18 protein-coding genes are annotated in these 18,413 nt (G+C 64.3%); 2 read left to right on the top strand and 16 right to left on the bottom strand.

All coding sequences use genetic code 11. The features are described 5' to 3' along the window. Nucleotides 1–14 precede the first annotated feature (14 nt). From IWX78_RS13200 to prmC, 12 genes are all read right to left on the bottom strand, one after another. Entirely contained in the window at nt 15–278 is a 264-nt protein-coding gene (locus IWX78_RS13200) for a F0F1 ATP synthase subunit epsilon (RefSeq protein WP_196833997.1), read from the bottom strand. 2 nt (nt 279–280) lie between these two features. Continuing rightward, complete coding sequence (atpD, locus tag IWX78_RS13195; protein WP_196833996.1) at nt 281–1,747, bottom strand: F0F1 ATP synthase subunit beta; 1,467 nt, start codon at nt 1,745–1,747, stop codon at nt 281–283. Between the two features lie 26 nt (nt 1,748–1,773). Further along, a complete protein-coding gene (locus tag IWX78_RS13190) occupies nt 1,774–2,673 on the bottom strand; it encodes a F0F1 ATP synthase subunit gamma (RefSeq protein WP_196833995.1) in 900 nt (299 codons plus the stop codon). A 3-nt stretch (nt 2,674–2,676) separates the two neighbouring features. Next, entirely contained in the window at nt 2,677–4,314 is a 1,638-nt protein-coding gene (gene atpA / locus IWX78_RS13185) for a F0F1 ATP synthase subunit alpha (protein ID WP_196833994.1), read from the bottom strand. Nucleotides 4,315–4,363: 49 nt separating this feature from the next. Further along, nucleotides 4,364–5,158 carry a F0F1 ATP synthase subunit delta gene (locus IWX78_RS13180; protein ID WP_196833993.1) on the bottom strand — a complete coding sequence of 265 codons (795 nt, stop codon included), beginning with the start codon at nt 5,156–5,158 and terminating at the stop codon, nt 4,364–4,366. After that, complete coding sequence (locus tag IWX78_RS13175; RefSeq protein WP_196833992.1) at nt 5,158–5,709, bottom strand: F0F1 ATP synthase subunit B; 552 nt, start codon at nt 5,707–5,709, stop codon at nt 5,158–5,160. The genes IWX78_RS13180 and IWX78_RS13175 overlap by 1 nt, the downstream gene beginning before the upstream one ends. Before the next feature lie 28 nt (nt 5,710–5,737). After that, nucleotides 5,738–5,974, bottom strand: a complete 237-nt coding sequence (atpE, locus tag IWX78_RS13170) for an ATP synthase F0 subunit C (protein WP_079728361.1) — start codon at nt 5,972–5,974, stop codon at nt 5,738–5,740. Nucleotides 5,975–6,024: 50 nt separating this feature from the next. Further along, the gene (gene atpB, locus IWX78_RS13165) at nt 6,025–6,822 is read right to left on the bottom strand and encodes a F0F1 ATP synthase subunit A (RefSeq protein ID WP_196833991.1); all 798 of its coding nucleotides are present in this window, start codon (nt 6,820–6,822) and stop codon (nt 6,025–6,027) included. Between the two features lie 168 nt (nt 6,823–6,990). Beyond that, entirely contained in the window at nt 6,991–7,437 is a 447-nt protein-coding gene (locus tag IWX78_RS13160; protein ID WP_196833990.1) for a hypothetical protein, read from the bottom strand. Then, nucleotides 7,434–8,714, bottom strand: a complete 1,281-nt coding sequence (locus tag IWX78_RS13155) for an MraY family glycosyltransferase (RefSeq protein ID WP_196833989.1) — start codon at nt 8,712–8,714, stop codon at nt 7,434–7,436. Before IWX78_RS13155 ends, IWX78_RS13160 begins: the two co-directional genes overlap by 4 nt. Continuing rightward, on the bottom strand, nt 8,711–9,397 hold the full coding sequence (locus IWX78_RS13150; RefSeq protein ID WP_196833988.1) for an L-threonylcarbamoyladenylate synthase: 687 nt from the start codon (nt 9,395–9,397) through the stop codon (nt 8,711–8,713). The genes IWX78_RS13155 and IWX78_RS13150 overlap by 4 nt, the downstream gene beginning before the upstream one ends. A gap of 62 nt (nt 9,398–9,459) precedes the next feature. Continuing rightward, nucleotides 9,460–10,344, bottom strand: coding sequence for a peptide chain release factor N(5)-glutamine methyltransferase (gene prmC, locus IWX78_RS13145; RefSeq protein ID WP_196833987.1), 885 nt, complete (start codon nt 10,342–10,344; stop codon nt 9,460–9,462). Nucleotides 10,345–10,509: 165 nt separating this feature from the next. On the opposite strand from prmC, the gene cysK reads away from it, so the two are divergent. Beyond that, entirely contained in the window at nt 10,510–11,448 is a 939-nt protein-coding gene (gene cysK / locus IWX78_RS13140; RefSeq protein ID WP_196833986.1) for a cysteine synthase A, read from the top strand. Further along, nucleotides 11,448–12,011 carry a serine O-acetyltransferase EpsC gene (epsC, locus tag IWX78_RS13135; protein WP_196833985.1) on the top strand — a complete coding sequence of 188 codons (564 nt, stop codon included), beginning with the start codon at nt 11,448–11,450 and terminating at the stop codon, nt 12,009–12,011. The genes cysK and epsC overlap by 1 nt, the downstream gene beginning before the upstream one ends. Before the next feature lie 406 nt (nt 12,012–12,417). Here the strand turns inward: epsC and prfA are convergent, their stop codons facing one another. The 4 genes from prfA to thrC all read right to left on the bottom strand — a co-directional run bounded on the left by prfA (nt 12,418) and on the right by thrC (nt 18,413). Next, nucleotides 12,418–13,497, bottom strand: coding sequence for a peptide chain release factor 1 (gene prfA / locus IWX78_RS13130; protein WP_196833984.1), 1,080 nt, complete (start codon nt 13,495–13,497; stop codon nt 12,418–12,420). A gap of 114 nt (nt 13,498–13,611) precedes the next feature. Further along, on the bottom strand, nt 13,612–15,897 hold the full coding sequence (gene rho / locus IWX78_RS13125; protein ID WP_196833983.1) for a transcription termination factor Rho: 2,286 nt from the start codon (nt 15,895–15,897) through the stop codon (nt 13,612–13,614). A gap of 477 nt (nt 15,898–16,374) precedes the next feature. Beyond that, nucleotides 16,375–17,334 carry a homoserine kinase gene (thrB, locus tag IWX78_RS13120; RefSeq protein ID WP_196833982.1) on the bottom strand — a complete coding sequence of 320 codons (960 nt, stop codon included), beginning with the start codon at nt 17,332–17,334 and terminating at the stop codon, nt 16,375–16,377. Next, on the bottom strand, nt 17,331–18,413 hold the full coding sequence (gene thrC / locus IWX78_RS13115) for a threonine synthase (RefSeq protein WP_196833981.1): 1,083 nt from the start codon (nt 18,411–18,413) through the stop codon (nt 17,331–17,333). The genes thrB and thrC overlap by 4 nt, the downstream gene beginning before the upstream one ends.

The raw sequence follows: 18,413 nt of genomic DNA, 5'->3' as shown, positions 1-18,413 counted from the left end.
GCCTTGCGGCGGAGCTACTTGACGAGGCTGGCGTTGCCGGCCACGATCGTCACCGAGTTGTTCTCGACGGACAGGAATCCGTCGGCAGCTGTCGCAACGATCTTCTGCCCGTTATCGGCAGTGACGCGCACTTCACCCTCAGCGAGAATCGCGAGCATCGGCTCGTGGCCGGGAAGAATTCCGATCTCTCCCTCGACCGTGCGAGCGATCACCAGAGAAGCCGTTCCCGACCAGATCTCCTGGTCTGCACCGACAACACTGACTTTCAGCGACGCCATGACTAGCCGTTCTCCTTCTGGATCTGTGCCCAGCGCTCTTCGACGTCGTTGATGCCACCGACGTTGAAGAAGGCCTGCTCAGCAACGTGGTCGAACTCACCGTTGGCGATCGCCGAGAAGGACTCGATGGTCTCCTTGAGCGGAACGGTCGAACCCTCGACACCGGTGAACTTCTTCGCCATGTAGGTGTTCTGCGAGAGGAACTGCTGGATACGACGTGCACGGGCGACCGTGATCTTGTCTTCTTCGCTGAGCTCGTCGACACCGAGGATCGCGATGATCTCCTGGAGCTCCTTGTTCTTCTGCAGGATCGCCTTCACACGAACGGCCGTGTTGTAGTGGTCATCACCGATGTAGCGAGGGTCGAGGATGCGGCTGGTCGACGTGAGCGGATCGATGGCCGGGTACAGACCCTTCGACGCGATCTCACGCGACAGCTCGGTCGTTGCGTCGAGGTGCGCGAACGTCGTTGCCGGAGCCGGGTCGGTGTAGTCGTCGGCAGGCACGTAGATGGCCTGCAGAGACGTGATCGAGTGGCCACGGGTCGACGTGATGCGCTCCTGGAGGATACCCATCTCGTCGGCGAGGTTCGGCTGGTACCCGACGGCGGACGGCATGCGTCCGAGAAGGGTCGAAACCTCTGAACCGGCCTGCGTGAAGCGGAAGATGTTGTCGATGAACAACAGCACGTCCTGCTTCTGCACGTCACGGAAGTACTCGGCCATGGTGAGAGCAGAGAGGGCGACGCGCAGTCGCGTTCCCGGCGGCTCATCCATCTGGCCGAAGACGAGGGCCGTCTTGTCGAAGACACCCGCTTCTTCCATTTCGAAGATGAGGTCGTTGCCCTCACGGGTACGCTCGCCGACACCGGCGAACACCGACACACCACCGTGGTCTGACGCTACGCGCTGGATCATTTCCTGGATCAGGACGGTCTTGCCGACACCGGCACCACCGAAGAGGCCGATCTTTCCACCGAGGACGTACGGCGTCAGAAGGTCGATCGACTTGATGCCGGTCTCGAAGAGTTCCGTCTTCGACTCGAGCTGGTCGAATGCCGGCGGCTTGCGGTGGATCGGCCAGCGCTCGGTGATCTCGATGGTCTCGCCTGGCTCGGCGTTGAGGACCTCGCCGATGACATTGAAGACCTTGCCCTTGGTGACGTCGCCGACGGGCACCGTGATCGGTGAGCCGGTGTCCGTGACCTCTTGGCCGCGGACGAGTCCGTCGGTGGGGTTCAGGGCGATGGCGCGGATCAGGTCGTCACCGAGGTGCTGGGCAACCTCAAGGGTGAGGGTCTGGGTCTCGCCGGCCATGTTGACGGTGGTCTTCAGGGCATTGTAGATACCGGGGATCGCGTCGTGCGGGAACTCGATGTCAACAACCGGACCGGTGACGCGGGCGACACGGCCGATAGCACCGGCCTTCACCTCACTCGTCGTGTCCTGAGCGGTGGCAATGTCTGTCATGCTCTTCTTCTCTCTTCGTAATCGCGTTACTTGGCGGACGACAGTGCGTCTGCGCCGCCGACAATCTCGGAAATCTGCTGGGTAATCTCGGCCTGGCGTGCGTTGTTCCGCAGCCGGGTGTAGTCCGTGATGAGCTTGTCTGCGTTCTCGCTTGCCGAGCTCATCGCCTTCTGCGTTGCCGCGTGCTTCGCAGCAGCGGACTGCAACAGGGCGTTGAAGATACGGCTCTCGATGTAGACGGGCAGGAGAGCATCGAGCACGCTCTCTGCGTCTGGCTCGAACTCATAGAGCGGGAGAACCACCTTCGAGTCGGGCTCTTCGACGCCTTCGACGACCTCGAGCGGGAGGAGGCGAACGACCTCGGGCACCTGGCTCATCATGCTGACAAGACGGTTGTAGACGATGTGGATCTCGTCGACGCCACCATCAGAAGCATCCACAAGGAACTTCTCGAGGATCGCCGCGCTGATCTCCTGAGCCATGGTGAAGCTCGGGTTCTCGCTCTCGCCGATCCACTGGCCTTCGCTCGGGCGTTTGCGGAACGTGAAGTACCCGACGGCCTTGCGACCGACCAGGTAGAACACGACATCCTTGCCCTGGCTGCGCAGCAGCTCGGCGAGTTCGTTCGCCTCACGCAGGACCTGCGAGTTGAACGCGCCGGCAAGGCCGCGGTCGGACGCAAAGATCACGACAGCAGCGCGCTCGACGGTCTCGGGCTCCGTGGTGAGCACGTGGTCGACGTTGGAGTACGTCGCCACGGCGCTCACTGCGCGGGTGATCGCCCGCGAGTACGGACCTGACGCTGCAACGCGCGCCTGCGCTTTTGCGATGCGCGAGGCAGCGATGAGCTCCATCGCCTTCGTGATCTTCTTGGTCGTCTGCGCAGACTTGATCTTCTGCGTGTAGACCCGAAGTTGAGCACCCATTACTTATCGACGTCCCTTGACGATCTTTTCCTGGTTGACATCTTCGGCAGGCAGCTCCGTGAACTGCTCGGAGCCCGGGCCGTTGAGCGGCTTGCCCGCACCGGTCTGGAACTCCTTCTTGAAGGCGTCGACGGCCGCGTCGAGCTCGTCGACGATGTCGTCGCTGAGCACGTTCGAGTCGCGGAGCTTCGTGAGCACCTGGGTGTTGCGACCCAGGTAGTCGTGAAGTTCGGTTTCGAAACGCAGGATGTCTTCGACGGGAACCTCGTCGAGCTTGCCCTTCGTACCTGCCCAGATCGAGACGACCTGGTTCTCGACGGGGAACGGCGAGTACTGCGGCTGGCGCAGCAGCTCGGTCAGGCGTGCACCACGAGCGAGCTGGCGACGGCTGGCCTGGTCGAGGTCGGATGCGAACATCGCGAATGCCTCGAGCGAACGATACTGGGCGAGCTCGAGCTTCAGGGTTCCTGAAACCTTCTTGATGCTCTTCACCTGAGCGTCACCACCGACTCGCGAGACCGAGATACCCACGTCGACCGCCGGACGCTGGTTGGCGTTGAACAGGTCGGACTGGAGGAAGATCTGGCCGTCCGTGATCGAGATCACGTTGGTCGGGATGTACGCCGAGACGTCGTTCGCCTTGGTCTCGATGATCGGAAGACCGGTCATCGAGCCGGCACCGAGCTCGTCGGAGAGCTTGGCACAACGCTCGAGCAGACGGGAGTGCAGGTAGAACACGTCACCGGGGTACGCCTCGCGTCCCGGCGGACGACGGAGGAGAAGAGAGACCGCACGGTAGGCCTCGGCCTGCTTGGACAGGTCATCGAAGACGATCAGCACGTGCTTGCCGCCGTACATCCAGTGCTGGCCGATGGCCGAACCAGTGTACGGAGCCAGGTACTTGAAGCCTGCGGGGTCGGAAGCCGGGGCAGCGACGATGGTGGTGTACTCCATCGCTCCTGCCTCTTCGAGCGCGCCCTTGATGGCGGCGATCGTCGAGCCCTTCTGACCGATAGCGACGTAGATGCAACGAACCTGCTTGTTCTCGTCGCCCGAGTCCCAGTTGGCCTTCTGGTTGATGATGGTGTCGATCGCGATCGCGGACTTGCCGGTCTGGCGGTCACCGATGATGAGCTGGCGCTGGCCACGGCCGATCGGGATCATGGCGTCGATCGCCTTGATGCCGGTCTGCATGGGCTCGTGCACGCTCTTGCGCTGCATCACGCCTGGTGCCTGGAGTTCGAGCGCACGACGGGTCTCCGCCTTGATCTCGCCGAGGCCGTCGATCGGTGCGCCGAGCGGGTCGACCACGCGGCCGAGGAATGCGTCGCCGACCGGGGTCGACAGCACCTCTCCGGTACGAGTGACTTCCATGCCCTCGACGATTCCGCCGAACTCACCGAGCACGACGACGCCGACCTCATCCTCGTCGAGGTTCTGAGCGAGGCCGAGGGTGCCGTCGGCGAAGCGGATGAGCTCGTTGGCCATCACACCTGGCAGTCCCTCAACGTGGGCGATGCCGTCGCCGGCGTCGGTGACGTAACCGACCTCGGTTGTGGTCGCCTTACCCGGCTCGTAAGCCGTGACGAAGTCCTTGAGAGCATCCCGGATCTCGTCGGGGCTGATCGTAAGTTCTGCCATCTTCTTCCCTATCTGTGTGGAGACGCATGTCCCCTACGTTGTACTGGCGTTAGCCAGCAAGCTGAAGTCTGAGTTCGCCGAGGCGCGAGGCGATGCTGCCGTCGATGACGTCGTCGCCGACCTGCACACGCAGGCCTCCGATGACGGCTGGGTCGACGACCTGGTTGAGTCGGACTGCCCGCCCGTACTGCGCGGCGAGGCCTTTCTCGAGGCGTTCGAGCTGGGCTGTTCCGAGAGCTGACGCACCGGTGACCGTAGCGACGATGAAGCCGTTCTGGTCAGCGACGACGGATGCCGCGTGGCGAAGCAATTCACCGATGCGGCGACCCCGCGGCTGCAGCACGAGGTGCTTGACGATTTCGACGATCTCCGTCGACCCCTTGCCGGCGAGAAGACTCTCGACCAGCGCGGCCTTGGAATTTTGTGCGCCGAGCTTCGAGCCGAGCGCGAGCTCGAGTTCCGCGTCGGACGAGACGACCTGTCCGAAGGAGAAGAGCTGGGCTTCGATGCGTGCATCGGGACCGGCTGAGAGCGCAGCTGCCCGGAGGCCGAGTTCCTCGATACCGCCGAGGAGGTCGTCGGAGTTCGACCAGCGAGCTCCAACGAGGTCGCGAAGCAGGCTGACAGCCTGGGCGCCCAGCCGTGGGCCGAAGACCCGGTCGATGACCGATTCCTTGACCTGGCTCTCAGCGGACGGGTCCGCGAGGAGCGACCGCAGCTGACCGGAGTCGCCGACGACCCGACCGGCAGCGAAGATCTCGCTGACCGTGGTCAGGTCGGTCGTTCCGAGCTCAGACAGAGCCTTCTTCGACGAAGCCAGAGCTTCCCGAGTTGCACTTCCCATTAGTTTTTTGCCTTCTCCGAAGCTTCGAGGTCAGCGAGGAAGCGGTCGACGATGGCCGTTGCCTTAGCGTCGTCTGCGAGGGTCTCGCCGATGACGTTGCCGGCGAGGTCGATGGCCAGCGTTCCCACTTCGCTGCGAAGCGAAACGAGAGCTGACTGACGCTCGGCCTCGATCTGCGCCTGGGCGCTCACGGTGACGCGCTGGGCCTCTACCGTGGCCTGGGTGCGGGCCTCTGCGACGATCTGCTTGCCGTCTTCACGAGCGGACTCGCGAATCTTTCCAGCCTCCTGGCGAGCCTCGGCCAGCTGAGCGGTGTACTGCTCGAGCGCGGCTTCGGCCTGTCGCTGTGCCTCGTCGGCCTTCGCGATGTTGCCCTCGATGGCTGCTGAACGCTCGTCGAGCATGGTCTGCATCTTGGGAAGGAAGACCTTCCAGAAGGCGAACAGGATGACGACGAAGCAGAGCGCAGACCAGATGATGTCGTACGGCGCGGGAATGAGAGGGTTCACAGCCTCGCCTTCTTCGGCCGCCACAACGAGTGCGTTGAGCATCTTGCCTCCTTCTGAGACGTTGAAGAGACTAGTTAGTGAAGATGAAGTAGGTTGCGATACCGATGAAGGCGAGCGCCTCGGTGAATGCGATACCGATGTACATCAGCACCTGCAGTCGACCGGCGAGCTCAGGCTGACGAGCGACGCCTTCGATGGTCTTGCCAACGACGATACCCACGCCGATGGCGGGTCCGATTGCTGCGAGACCGTAACCGACCGTCGCGATGTTTCCGTTGATCTCGGCGAGAACGGTTGTTGCGTCCACGTGATGTTTCCTTCCGTGATGAGCGTCTTCGGCGGGCGCCGAAGACGTTGTTAGTGTTCCTCAGCCAGCGCGAGCTGGATGTAAACAGCAGTAAGCAGGGCGAAGACGTACGCCTGAAGTACGGCGACGAGGATTTCGAAGAGCGTGAAGACGAAGCCGAAGGCGATCGTCCCCAGACCGAACAGCTTGAAGAGTCCGTCAGCGTTGAAGAAGAAGAACTGCGTGGCCGAGAAGAACAGGACCAGCAGAAGGTGGCCGACGACCATGTTCATGAGAAGTCGCAGGGTCAGGGTGACCGGACGCAGGACGAAAGCCGAGAGGAATTCGATCGGCGTGACGATGATGTAGAGGAACTTGGGAACTCCGGGCGGGAAGAGTGCGTTCCGGAAGAAGTTCGACGGGCTCTTCTTGACGCCGGCGTAGATGAAGGCCACGTAGGCAACGACAGCCAGAACGAGCGGCACACCGATGACCGACGTTCCCGCGATGTTGAGGAACGGGATGATGCCGGTGATGTTCATGAACAGCACCATGAAGAAGATCGTGGTGAGAAGCGGCAGGAACCGCTTGCCGTCTTTCTTGCCCAGCAGGTCTTCTGCGATGTTCACTCGGACGAAGTCGAGTCCCATTTCGACGAGGGACTGACCGCGACCGGGGATGACCTTCATGCGGCGCGTTCCGAGCCAGAAGATGAGCAGGATCGCCAGCACAGCGATGAACCGGATCAGGATGATGCGGTTGATCTCGAAGTTGGTACCTTCGAAGAAGATGACCGGCGGGAAGAATTCGTCGATCGAGGGCCCGTGGAAAGTGCCATCATCGGTTGCGGTAGGAACGAAGACGTTCACAGCGTTAGCTAGCAGCGCGCTCTCCTGGTTCGGGCGTGGAGCAAGGCTCTCGCGATTACAATCGTGGGCTTTCCACCACGCGGGCGACGCTGATCGCGTCAATTTCGGTGGGGGATTCTTTCAGTAACTCTAGCAAACGATGGCGCGTCGAACGAATCGAGATGCAAGTTAATCGGAGTGGCTGTGTGTGCTCGGTTCCTTCGCGTCGCTGACGTACGGAATCCGTGATCGGGCTATGACCACGACGTCGATGACGAGCCCTCCGATGACGCTGGCAAGGATGCTGAGGAACAGGACGGTGGTGTTGAGCGTCGTCTGCTCCTTGAGCACGACGACGAGCACCAGGAAGACGATGAACTTGACGATCCAGCCGCCCATCACCACTCCGAAGAAGATGGGGACATACATATCGCGGCCGTAGAAGCGGTTGGCGAAGAGGATCGACGCACCGGTGATCCCGAGGAACACCGCGGACATCAGAGTTCCGACGAGTGCGCTCACCAGCCCGTTGGTCCCGTCGACGAGGAACCCGATCCCACTCGCGAGCACCGCGATGGCCAGGGTCAGGAGCCCTCCCCAGACGAGGATGGTTCGGAACACGGCTGTTGACTTCATCGGGGGTCCTTGGGGGTTGTGACGATCGGTTCTGGCAGAGTCGCCTCTGGGTCGAGTTCGCCTGATGCTTCGTCGAGCGGGTCGTAAACGGCGAGGCTGTCTGCCTCACCGGTGCCTTCGTGCGCGCTCTGAGCGGTGACCTCAGCCGCCTTCCGGCGACCGAGAGGGGCGAGGGTGACGATGGTACAGACCACGACCCCGAGAATCAGGAAACCGAGCCCGAACCAGTACGGCTGGAACACGAAGAAGAGCAGGCATGACAACGCGATGACCGTGGTCCAGGCGTAGAAGATGAGCACGGCGTGGAGGTGGGAGTGCCCCATGTCGAGCAGCCGGTGGTGGAGGTGCATCCGGTCGGCGCTGAACGGCGATTTGCCCGCGCGCAGCCGGCGGAAGACCGCCAGGGCGAAGTCGAGCAGGGGAACGACGAGGATGGCGAACGGGAGGATGATCGGAATGAACGCACCGATCAGCTGGCTGCGGCCGACCCCGCCGACGGTCGGGTCGCCGTTGAGCGCTGACGGGTCGATCTGGCCGGTGATCGCCACGGCGGACGTGGCCATGAGCAGCCCGACCAGCAGCGCACCGGCATCCCCCATGAACATCTTCGCCGGATGCCAGTTGAGTGGCAGGAATCCGGCGCAGACACCGACGAGGACGGCGGAGATGAGAAGCGAGAGGTTGAAGAACGTCGACTGGCCGAGGTCACGCACCAGCAGGTAGCCGTAGACGAGGAACACCCCGTTGGCGATGAGACCGACACCGGCGACGAGACCGTCGAGCCCGTCGATGAAGTTGACGGCGTTCATCACCAGCACGATGGTGAACACGGTGAGCGCGGCAGACATCCAGGAGGACCCGACGGTGAGCCCGCCGATGGGGAGCGAGTAGATCTGCACACCCAGCCAGGCGATGAGCCCCGCCGCCATGAACTGGGCGGCCAGCTTGATCATCCAGTCGAGGTCCCACAGGTCGTCGGCGATACCGATGAGCACGATGATCAGTGCGGCACCGAGGATGGCGAGGATCGACCCCGGCGGGTTGAACGTCTGCTCGAAGAATGGCGTCACCCGCGAGATTCCGTAGGCGAGGGCGAATGCCGCCAGCACCCCGATGAACATCGCGACTCCGCCGAGCCGGGGGGTCGGGCGGGTATGCACGTCACGCTCGCGGATCGCCGGATAGAGCTTGTAGCGCAGAGCCACCTTGTAGACCACGAGCGAGAGCACGTAGGTGATCACGGCCGTGGCGAGCGCGATCAGGGCGTAGAGAATCATGCGGCGGGATCACCGTCGCCTGACGGAGGCGACTCGAGCAGGTCACCGAGGACCTCCCTGAGCTGTTCACGAGTGACGGCACCTTCGCGGAGGACGGTGACCGTGCCGCCGGGGGCACTGAGAGCGGTGGCGTCGACGATGGTCGACGCTGTCGACGCGCTCGGGCCGCCATCGAGGTAGGTGTCGACGGAGTCGCCGAGCATGTCGAGCGCCTCGCCCGCCGTCGTCGCAGCGGGCTTGCCGGTGAGATTGGCACTCGAGACGGCGAGCGGCCCGGTCTCTTCGAGCAGTTCGAGGGCGATGCGGTTGTCTGGCATCCGGACGGCGACCGTGCCGTCGGTGTCTCCGAGGTCCCAGGCCAGCGACGGCTGAGCGGGAAGCACGATGGTCAGGCCGCCGGGCCAGAAGGCGTCGACCAGCTGGCGGACGGCATCCGGAATCTCGGCGGCGAGGGCTTCGAGCGTCGCGATTCCTGGGACGAGCACCGGAGGTGGTGACTGGCGGGTGCGACCCTTCGCATCGAGCAGCTTCTGCACGGCCTTCGGCGAGAACGCGTCTGCGGCAACGCCGTACACCGTGTCCGTGGGGAGCACGACGAGATCCCCACGACGAACAGCCGCCCGTGCGAGCCGCATGCCGGTGAGGAGGTCGGAATCCTGGGAACAGTCGAAGAGTCTGGACATCTCGCCGATTCTATCCCGGGACGGGTGAGAGGATGCCGCGAACGCCACCTGCACCGGCCTGATCAGGTGTGGTTGTCGCCGCGAACAGCCGTGGTGGTGCGATCACGCTGGCTGAGATCCCTGAACGTCGCTGCTGCACGCCAGCCGTCGCCGGTGAGGATGCTTCGAATAGCAGCACCCTGCAGCTCACCGTGCTCGATCACGAGAGTGCCACCAGGCCGGAGAAGGCGCGCAGCCGTCGACGAGAGCTGGCGAACGACATCGAGACCGTCCTCTCCCCCATACAGCGCCGCAGCCGGATCGAAGAACCGCACCTCGGGGTCACGTGGTATCGCGGCATCCGGAACGTACGGCGGGTTCGAGATCACGACGGCGACCTGACCGTCGAGTTCGGGGAAAGCCATGGCCAGGTCGTTGAAAACCAGTGTCGCGTTCGGCGCGTTCGTCTCGGTGAAGTTCTGTCGCGCCCAGAGGAAGGCGTCGACGGAGTTCTCGACGGCGAAGATGCGGGCGTGAGGGATCTCTGTGGCCATCGCGAGCGCGATGGCGCCAGAGCCGGTTCCGAGGTCGATGCCGATCGGTTCCGGATCCGGCATGGATCTCAGAGCGTCGATCGCGAACTGGACGACCTGTTCGGTCTCCGGCCGCGGCACGAAGACGCCGGGCCCGACGGCGAGTTCGAGGGAACGGAACGCGGCCCGGCCGAGGATGTGCTGCAACGGCTCCCGGGAAGCCCGGCGTTCGACGAATGCGGCGATCGCCGCGGCATCCGTTTCGGTGACGGCCCGTCCGGTGAGTCCCGCGGCCTGGACCTCTCCCCTGCCGAGTCCGACAACATGCCCGACGAGCAACTCAGCGTCGACCTCCGGGCTCGGAACGCCCGAAGCGGCCAGCTGCTCGGTCGCCTGCCTGACGAGCGCGGCAACGGTCGCGGGTCTCGTGGTCATGACGATGGTGGCCTGTTCTGTCGAGAGGACGTTTGCAGATCGAGCCTACCCGCCGCAATCCGGTGGCGTCCGGAATGTCATGAACCGCCCGCCGGTTGCACCGGGGAATAAGCTGTAACCCCGACACCGCGCTGGTGCGCGGACCATAACCCAAGGAGCATATACGTGGCCGGCAAAATTCACGCCAATATCACCGAGGCGTTCGGAAACACCCCGCTCGTTCAGTTGAACCGCGTGACGGATGGCGCAGGAGCCACCGTTCTCGCGAAACTGGAGTACTACAACCCCGGCTCGAGCGTGAAGGATCGCCTCGGTGTCGCGATCGTCGACGCAGCGGAGGCGGCCGGCGCGCTGAAGCCCGGCGGGACCATTGTCGAAGGCACGAGCGGCAACACCGGCATCGCGCTCGCACTCGTCGGCGCCGCGCGCGGATACAAGGTCATCCTCACGATGCCCGCGTCGATGAGCTCGGAACGTCGGGTGCTGCTGCGCGCCTTCGGCGCCGAACTGGTGCTGACCGAACCCGCTCTCGGCATGAAGGGTGCTGTCGCCCGCGCAGAAGAGATCGTCGAAGCGACGCCGGGTGCGATCCTGGCCAAGCAGTTCGCGAACGAGGCGAACGCCGAGATCCACCGCAAGACGACAGCGGAAGAGATCTGGCGCGACACCGACGGTGACATCGACATCTTCATCGCCGGAGTGGGCACCGGCGGAACCATCACCGGGGTCGGTCAGGTGCTCAAGCAGCGCAAGCCCGACGTGAAGGTCGTCGCGGTCGAGCCTGTCGACTCCCCCATCCTCAACGGAGGAGCACCCGGCCCGCACAAGATCCAGGGAATCGGCGCGAACTTCGTTCCGGAGATCCTCGACACCACCATCTACGACGAGGTCATCGACGTGTCGTTCGACGACTCGATCAGGGTCGCCAAACGACTCGCAGCAGAAGAAGGCATCCTGGCCGGCATCTCGTCCGGTGCCATCATCTGGGCAGCCACCGAGCTGGCGAAGCGTCCCGAGAACGCCGGCAAGCGGATCGTCGCCATCGTCTGCGACACCGGCGAGCGGTACATCTCGACGCCGCTCTGGTCGGATCTCGCCGACTAGTGCCCATTCTCTCCCGAATCCGGGAAGATCTCCGAGCCGCGCGCGTGCACGATCCTGCCGCGCGCGGGTCGGTGGAGATATTCCTCACCTACTCCGGCCTCCACGCCGTGTGGGCGTACCGGCTGACCCATCGGCTGTGGTCGATGGGCGCCAGGATGCCTGCGCGCCTGCTCTCGCAGTTCGCCCGGTTCCTCACCGGAGTCGAGATCCATCCGGGTGCCGTCATCGGCCGACGCTTCTTCATCGACCACGGCATGGGCGTCGTCATCGGTGAGACGGCAGAGATCGGCGACGACGTGATGATGTACCACAGCGTCACATTGGGCGGAAAATCCCGCGGCCGCGAGAAGCGGCATCCGACGCTGGGGAACGGAGTGCAGGTGGGGGCCGGAGCGAAGATCATCGGTCCCGTCATCGTCGGAGCGGGCAGCATCGTCGGAGCAAACGCGGTCGTCACCAAGGATGCACCTGCGCAGTCGCTCCTCGTGGGAGTGCCCGCGGTCGCGCGCCCGCGTGTGCCGGGCAAGACGTACGGTCTAACCGAGCCGGAGTACCACATCTAGCGATCGGTGTGGTGGTCGTCGCGCGGCGGACACAAACCGCTGTCACCCGACGCCATAACCACCATTCGCGACGGACGAACGGATGCCGCCCACCGCGCGCCGCATTCATCCGTCGCATGTGCCGGAGATCAGTCGTCAAACCCACCATTCGTGACGGACGAACGGATGCCGCCCACCGCGAGCCGCATTCATCCGTCGCATGTGCCGGAGATCAGTCGTCAAACCCACCATTCGCGACGGACGAACGGATGCCGCCCACCGCGAGCCGCATTCATCCGTCGCACACGTCGACAAACCGCCGCCGAATCCACCATTCATGACGGACGAACGGATGCCACGACGACCATCCGCATACCGGCCGGCCACCGTCGATGGATGGCCGGCGTGCGGGAGATGAAAGCGAGCGTCAGCCCTGGTCGCCGATGTCGGCGAGGCGCGCCTCTTCGTCGGCACGGATGGCCGACTCGATGAGCGGGTCGAGCGCCCCGTTGATGACCGCGTCGAGGTTGTAGGCCTTGTAGCCGGTGCGGTGGTCAGCGATCCGGTTCTCGGGGAAGTTGTAGGTGCGGATGCGCTCCGACCGGTCCATCGTGCGGATCTGGGTCTTGCGCTTGGCACTGTCGAGCTCAGCCTGCTCCTCCTGCTGGCGCGCGAGGATGCGGGCACGGAGAACACGCATTCCGGCCTCACGGTTCTGCAGCTGGCTCTTCTCGTTCTGCATCGCGACGACGATGCCGGTCGGGAGGTGGGTGATGCGCACAGCGGAGTCCGTCGTGTTGACCGACTGTCCGCCAGGACCGCTCGACCGGTAGACGTCGATCTTCAGATCGTTCTGGCTGATCTCGACCTCTTCGGGCGCATCGACCTCAGGGAACACCAGCACGCCGGTGGTCGAGGTGTGGATGCGTCCCTGCGACTCGGTCGCCGGAACGCGCTGGACGCGATGCACGCCGCCCTCGTACTTGAGGTGCGCCCAGACTCCCTGCGAGGGATCGGTCGCGTTGGACTTGATGGCGACCTGAACGTCCTTGTAACCGCCGAGGTCGCTTTCGGTCCGTTCGAGGAGTTCCGTCTTCCAGCCCTTCGACTCGGCGTAGTGCAGGTACATCCGAAGCAGGTCGGCGGCGAATAGTGCGCTTTCGGCGCCGCCCTCTCCACCCTTGATCTCCATGATGACGTCACGTCCGTCGTCGGGGTCGCGCGGGATCAGCAGCCGGCGGAGCTTCTCCTGCGCCGTTGCGAGACCCTCTTCGAGACCGGGAACCTCCTCGGCGAATGCGTCGTCTTCCTTCGCGAGCTCGCGGGCTGCGGCCAGGTCGTCCTGGACCTCGAGCCACGCGCTGTGCGCCGCGAGGATCTTCGACAGCTCGGCGTAGCGTCGGTTGATCTTCTTCGATCGAGCCGGATCCGCGTGGACGGCGGGGTCAGCGAGCTGGTCCTGCAGATCCTTGTGCTCGTCGATCAGTACCTGTACCGATTCAAACATTGTCTTCCGTTCTGTGCGATTGTCTACCTGCCTGCTGAGGAACGAGAAAACCCGTCTGCTCCAGCCGACACCCTCGAAGGGTGCCTGCCGGAGCAAACGGGTTCGTCTGCCCAGCTAGCGGTGGTCGCGTTCGTGTCCGTGGCTGTGCCCGGTGCCCGCAACGGGTGCCGGCATCGACTTCTGCATCTGAACGAGGAACTCGACGTTCGACTGGGTCTCCTTGAGCTTGCCAAGAACGACCTCGAGTGCCTGCTGCTGGTCGAGTCCGGCAAGGGCACGACGAAGCTTCCAGGTCACACGGACCTCGTCTGCACCGAGCAGCATCTCTTCGCGACGGGTCGACGAGGCGTTGACGTCGACGGCCGGGAAGATCCGCTTGTCCGCAAGCTGGCGTGACAGTCGGAGTTCGGAGTTTCCGGTGCCCTTGAACTCTTCGAAGATGACCTCGTCCATCTTGGACCCGGTCTCGACGAGCGCCGTGGCGAGGATGGTGAGAGAGCCACCGTTCTCGATGTTGCGCGCAGCACCGAAGAAACGCTTCGGCGGGTAGAGAGCGGATGCGTCGACGCCGCCAGACAGGATGCGACCCGAGGTCGGCGCTGCCAGGTTGTATGCACGGCCGAGGCGGGTGATCGAGTCGAGAAGCACAACGACGTCGTGTCCGAGTTCAACAAGCCGCTTGGCCCGCTCGATGGCGAGCTCGGCGACCGTGGTGTGGTCCTCGGCCGGACGGTCGAAGGTGGAGGCGATGACCTCACCCTTCACCGTGCGCTGCATGTCGGTGACTTCTTCAGGGCGCTCGTCGACGAGAACGACCATGAGGTGGACCTCAGGGTTGTTGATCGAGATGGCGTTGGCGATCTGCTGCAGGACGATCGTCTTGCCTGCTTTGGGCGGTGCGACGATGAGGCCGCGCTGTCCCTTGCCGATCGGGGCGATCAGGTCGATGATGCGCTGGGTGAGCTTGCCCTGTTCCGTCTCAAGACGCAGACGGTCCTGCGGGTAGAGCGGGGTGAGCTTGCCGAACTCGACACGGGCAGCGGCCTCGTCGACGCTCTGCCCGTTGACCGAGTCGACCTTGACGATCGCGTTGTACTTCTGGCGCGCGTTGGCGTCGTTCTCGCGCGGCTGGCGGATGGCTCCGACGACGGCGTCACCCTTGCGCAGGTTGTACTTCTTGACCTGACCGAGCGACACGTAGACATCGTTTGAGCCGGGCAGGTAGCCCGAAGTGCGCACGAACGCGTAGTTGTCGAGCACGTCGAGGATGCCTGCGACGGGCAGGAGCACGTCGTCATCGGCGATCTCGGGCTCGAATTCGGCGTTGTCTGTTCCGCCGCGACGCTTGCGGTCGCGGTACCGGTTGCGGCCGTTGCGGCTGCTCTCGTCCTGCTGTTCGCGCTGCGAGTCGCGGTTGCGGTCGTTGCCGGAACGGTCGTTGTCAGCCTGGCGATCGTTGTTGCGCTCGCCCTGGCGGTCGTTGTTGCGCTCGCCCTGGCGGTCATTCCGGTCGGCGTTGCGGCCGCGATCGTTCTGGTTGCGATCGTTCTGGGCTCGATCGTTCTGGTTGCGATCGTTCTGGTTGCGATCGTTCTGGGCTCGATCGTTCTGGTTGCGATCGTTCTGGGCCTGGTTGTCTGAACCCTGCTTCTCGTCGCCTGCCGGAGCCTGGTCGGAGTTGTTGCGGTTGCGGCCACGGCCACGGCCACGACCCTGGCGGGGTTCCTGCGGAGCGTCATCAGACGACTCGCTCGAGTCGGACTGCTCGGCCTCGACCGGAGCTGCGTCCGCCTGGTTGTCGCCGGATTCGGCGCGGTCTGCCTTCGATCCGCGTCCCCGGCGGTTGCTCTTCTTCGGACGCTGGTTGCCGGCATCCTCTGTCGGAGCGTCACCGTCGGCCTGCTGCTGCGGGGCTGCGGTCTCGGCAGGTGCATCGTCGACCGGCGCATCGGCTACGGGCGGGTTCTGCGGTTCAGCAGCGGGAGTTTCGGGGTTTCTGGTTGCGTCGTCTGAGTTGACGTGGCCGGCAGCGGCAACAGGCGCCGCTTCTTTCGCCGACTGAGTCGTCGCACGGCGGGGAGCACGCTTCTTGACGACGGGAGCTACCGGCTCGGCCTCTGCCGAGGGCTGCTCGGCGACGATGGCCGGTGCTTCCACCTGCACCGGCGATTCAGCCGGGGCTTCGATCGGCAATTCCGCCTGGGGGATGCCGGGCTGCGCTGCCCCGTCGACCTCTGACGCGGCCTGAGCCTCTGAAATTTTCTCCACGAGTTCCCCCTTGCGAAGTTTGGATGCGCCCTGGATCCCCCATCGGCTGGCAAGCAGCTGCAGGTCGGAGACCTTGAGGGATGACAGGTTTGCGCCTGATTCCGTATCGATACGGATGTTGACGTTGGTCACTGAGAGTGGGTTCCTTCCCCCTGATCCGCGACGTACGCGTCAGGAGAGCTCATCGCGTATGCAGGAGGGTCCGTCAGATCGACTGGCACCCTACCCGCCGTGTGACCCTCAGAGCACAGGGACACACTGCTTTTCAGCGATGGCGTTGGGTTTGCAGAAATCACCCGAAGGCCAGATTTGCCTGTTCGGCGTTGCCTGTCGGGATCGGCACAACTCTATCACTTCCGTGAGATGCCGCCGCACCCCCGCGTTTGCGCGAGTCGCGCCCCCAGTTGAGGTGTGCCTGGAACTGCGGATGCTTCGGGGGCGGATTCAAGGAACGCTCGTCGTTGCGGGGTTGCGGGTTGCAGTTGTACAGGCTCGAGCCGCCGCGTGGTTGCGGATCGACGTCGCGTCTTTGAGATTGCCTTAGTTGAGGCTGCCGCATCCCGATCCGCGCACGCGGCGGTGTCTGTGAGGTCACGTCCACGGGACTGCCTAGTTGAGGCTGCCGCCTTTCGCGTCCTGCGCGCGGCGCTTCGCGCCGAGCGCAAGGGACGCGCCCTTCACATCCACGGCCAGGAACATCGCTTCCCAGTCCGTCTCCGACTCGCTGGCGACGAGTTCCGCCGCTTCGAGGCGTCGACCCGGACCGTCCGCGAGTACGAGGATCGAGGGCCCGGCTCCCGAGACGACCGCTGCGAAACCGTGTGCACGCAGCAGGGAGACCAGCCGACCCGTCTCCGGCATCGCGGATGCCCGATAACTCTGGTGCAGCTTGTCTGCCGTGCCAGCGAACAGAAGCTCAGGGCTCTGCGTGAGTGCCGCGATCAGCAACGCCGATCTGGACACGTTGAAGACGGCATCCTCATGGGGAACGCTGAGCGGCTGCAGGCTCCTCGCCAGCTTCGTCGACAGGGTGTGCTGCGGAACGAAGACGAGCGGCGCGACGCCGCGGTGCACCATCAGTTTCTTGTGCTGCGGGCCGGTCACTTCGAGCCAGGCGATGGTGAGACCGCCGAACAGGGCAGGTGCCACGTTGTCTGGATGCCCCTCCAGCTCGGTAGCGATCCGGAGGAGAGCATCCGAGTCGATGTCGACGATGCCATCGAGCAGGCCTTTCGCGGCGACGATGCCTGCGACGACGGCTGCGCCGGACGAGCCGAGCCCCCTGCCGTGCGGGATCACATTGTTCGCGATGATGTCGACACCGGGGACGGGCTGCCCCATCGCTTCGAATGTGTAGGCCATCGACGTGACCACGAGGTTCGTCTCATCGGTCGGAACGACACCGGCACCGACACCACGAACGTCGACGGAGGCGCCGGACTTCTCCCGAACGGTGACAGTGACCTCGTCGTAGACGCTCAGCGCGAGTCCGAGCGTGTCGAAGCCCGGGCCGAGGTTAGCCGAGGTGGCCGGGACGCGGACCGTGACCGAACGGCCCGTGAGAGTCACGCCGTGCCCTTGACCAGTCCGAGTACGCTCGCCACCTCGCTGACGTCGACCGGGACGATCGTCGGGGCGATCTCGCCGCCGTCTGCGTTGCGGAGAGCCCACTGCGGGTCCTTGAGGCCGTGGCCGGTGACGGTGAGCACGACGGTGGAACCGGCGGGCACCTGGCCTGCTTCGGCACGTTCCAGCAGCCCGGCGACACTGATCGCCGACGCCGGCTCGACGAAGATGCCGACCTCGGCTGAGAGGATCCGCTGCGCAGCGAGGATCATGTCGTCCTCGATCGCTCCGAAGTAACCGTCTGTCGCCTCGCGTGCCGCAAGTGCGAGGTCCCACGACGCCGGGTTGCCGATCCGGATGGCACTGGCGACGGTCTCAGGGTTCTTCACGACGCTGCCGGTGACGAGCGGGGCGCTGCCTGCGGCCTGGAAGCCGAACATCCGCGGCAGCTTCGTGCTGATCCCGCGCTCGAGCTCTTCGGTGTAGCCGCGGGTGTATGCGGTGTAGTTGCCGGCGTTGCCGACGGGGATGAAGTGGAAGTCAGGAGCGTCCTCGAGAACCTCGACGACCTCGAACGCTGCCGTCTTCTGGCCTTCGATCCGGTCGTTGTTCACCGAGTTGACCAGGTGGACCGGGTATCCCGCCGAGAGCTCCCTCGCGATGTCGAGACAGTCGTCGAAGTTTCCCTGCACCTGGATCAGCTGGGCGTTGTGCGCGATGGCCTGCGCCAGCTTGCCCATGGCGATCTTGCCCTCGGGAACGAGCACGGCGGCGGTGATTCCCGCGTGGGTGGCGTACGCCGCTGCGGATGCCGACGTGTTACCCGTCGAGGCGCAGATGACGGCCTTGGCGCCCGCTTCGACGGCCTTCGACACGGCCATGGTCATTCCGCGGTCCTTGAACGACCCGGTGGGGTTCATGCCCTCGTACTTCACCCAGACCTTCGCGCCGGTCCGCGCTGACAGTGCGGCCGCATAGATCAGCGGGGTTCCGCCCTCGCCGAGACTGATGATGGGGGTCTTGTCTGTCACATCGAGACGGTCTGCATATTCGTGCAGAACTCCGCGCCACTGCTTGGCCAT

The organism is Mycetocola sp. CAN_C7 (assembly GCF_015752285.1).
Lineage (GTDB): Bacteria > Actinomycetota > Actinomycetes > Actinomycetales > Microbacteriaceae > Mycetocola_A.
The sequence above is the reverse complement of the archived record's forward strand: the minus strand, read 5'-3'. Positions and strand labels throughout refer to the sequence as shown.

What these genes read in the sequence shown, in the direction of transcription:
- atpA (WP_196833994.1), bottom strand. Translation starts at nt 4,314, where the DNA reads ATGGCAGAACTTACGATCAGCCCCGACGAGATCCGGGATGCTCTCAAG.
- IWX78_RS13180 (WP_196833993.1), bottom strand. Translation starts at nt 5,158, where the DNA reads ATGGGAAGTGCAACTCGGGAAGCTCTGGCTTCGTCGAAGAAGGCTCTG.
- thrC (WP_196833981.1), bottom strand. Translation starts at nt 18,413, where the DNA reads ATGGCCAAGCAGTGGCGCGGAGTTCTGCACGAATATGCAGACCGTCTC.
- IWX78_RS13160 (WP_196833990.1), bottom strand. Translation starts at nt 7,437, where the DNA reads ATGAAGTCAACAGCCGTGTTCCGAACCATCCTCGTCTGGGGAGGGCTC.
- prmC (WP_196833987.1), bottom strand. Translation starts at nt 10,344, where the DNA reads ATGACCACGAGACCCGCGACCGTTGCCGCGCTCGTCAGGCAGGCGACC.
- IWX78_RS13175 (WP_196833992.1), bottom strand. Translation starts at nt 5,709, where the DNA reads ATGCTCAACGCACTCGTTGTGGCGGCCGAAGAAGGCGAGGCTGTGAAC.
- atpD (WP_196833996.1), bottom strand. Translation starts at nt 1,747, where the DNA reads ATGACAGACATTGCCACCGCTCAGGACACGACGAGTGAGGTGAAGGCC.
- prfA (WP_196833984.1), bottom strand. Translation starts at nt 13,497, where the DNA reads ATGTTTGAATCGGTACAGGTACTGATCGACGAGCACAAGGATCTGCAG.
- IWX78_RS13190 (WP_196833995.1), bottom strand. Translation starts at nt 2,673, where the DNA reads ATGGGTGCTCAACTTCGGGTCTACACGCAGAAGATCAAGTCTGCGCAG.
- IWX78_RS13155 (WP_196833989.1), bottom strand. Translation starts at nt 8,714, where the DNA reads ATGATTCTCTACGCCCTGATCGCGCTCGCCACGGCCGTGATCACCTAC.
- IWX78_RS13200 (WP_196833997.1), bottom strand. Translation starts at nt 278, where the DNA reads ATGGCGTCGCTGAAAGTCAGTGTTGTCGGTGCAGACCAGGAGATCTGG.
- IWX78_RS13150 (WP_196833988.1), bottom strand. Translation starts at nt 9,397, where the DNA reads ATGTCCAGACTCTTCGACTGTTCCCAGGATTCCGACCTCCTCACCGGC.